Source organism: Mesorhizobium sp. DxT, assembly GCF_058448885.1.
The window spans coordinates 1-1,045 of the sequence record NZ_JBZFLJ010000031.1 but is presented as its reverse complement, the minus strand read 5'-3'; the positions used below and the strand labels follow the sequence as shown (position 1 = coordinate 1,045).

Sequence of the window (1,045 nt, the reverse complement as noted above, 5' to 3'; positions counted from 1 at the left end):
TGTCAATGCCGCGCGAATTTCCCCCAAAAGTGCCGAAGTAAAATTCCCCAGTTCGGCCGCTCAGCTTGTCGCGGAGAGTTGCGGATTTTTCGGCGGTCTTCCGCGTGGCCGTGGCGCCGGGCCGATCGCCGGCGGAGTGATGACGGCTTTGGATCGCAGGTGTTCCGGCATGAGTTCAGCGTGTTGACGCAGCCGATAGCTCGAGCCCTCAATCTGGACGACGACGGCGTGGTGAAGCAGCCGGTCGAGCAGAGCGGTGGCAACGACGGGATCGCCGAAGACCTCGCCCCATTCGGCAAAGCCGCGGTTTGAGGTGAGGATCATGGCGCCCCTTTCGTAGCGGGCGTTGACGAGTTGGAAGAATAGGTTGCCGCCGCCGGGGACCACGGGGAGGTAGCCGATCTCGTCGACGACGAGGAGAGCCGGACGGCAGAAGAAGCGGATCCGCTCCTGCAGCCGGCCTTCGCGCTCGGCCCGCGACAGTGCGGTAATGAGTTCGGCGAGCGTGCAGAAGTAGACGCTCCTTCCCGCCTTCACGGCCTCGACGGCCAGCGCGATGGCGAGATGGCTCTTTCCGGTGCCGGGCGGGCCGAGGAAGTGGACGACTTCGCAACGGCCGACGAATCCGAGCTGGGCGAGCGTGAAGATTCGGTCGCGGTCGAGCGAGGGTTGGAAGGAGAAGTCGAATCCGGCGAGCGTCTTGATGGTGGCCAGGCGCCCCATGCGCAGCGCCGTCTTGATGCGGCTGTTCTCGCGCAGGCTGAGTTCTTCCGAAAGCAGGATGTCGATGGCTTCGAGCGCCGCGATCTCGCCCTTCTCGAGGCGGCGCACGACATGGTCGAGCGCTTCCAGCGCGCGCGGCATCTTCAGACCGACCAGATCATGGCGGATGCGGTCGATCGTCGACGGCGTGGTGTCGAGCGCGCCGGTCATGGCCGCTGCTCCCGGGCCATCGCCTTGGCGACGGCATCGTAGAAGGCCAGCGGACGCTGGACGACCCTGTCGCCGGAGCCGTGAAGGACGATCTCCCCGGTCTTCGGTCCAG

Annotated in this window: 1 protein-coding gene; it reads right to left on the bottom strand. The window is 65.7% G+C overall.

The genetic code is table 11. The features are described from left to right. Nucleotides 1-60: 60 nt before the first annotated feature. A complete protein-coding gene (gene istB, locus ACVJNE_RS24240) occupies nucleotides 61-933 on the bottom strand; it encodes an IS21-like element helper ATPase IstB (RefSeq protein WP_499569283.1) in 873 nt (290 codons plus the stop codon). Between the last annotated feature and the right edge of the window lie 112 nt (nucleotides 934-1,045).

Coding starts and splice junctions, on each gene's coding strand:
- istB (WP_499569283.1), bottom strand. CDS start 933: ATGACCGGCGCGCTCGACACCACGCCGTCGACGATCGACCGCATCCGC.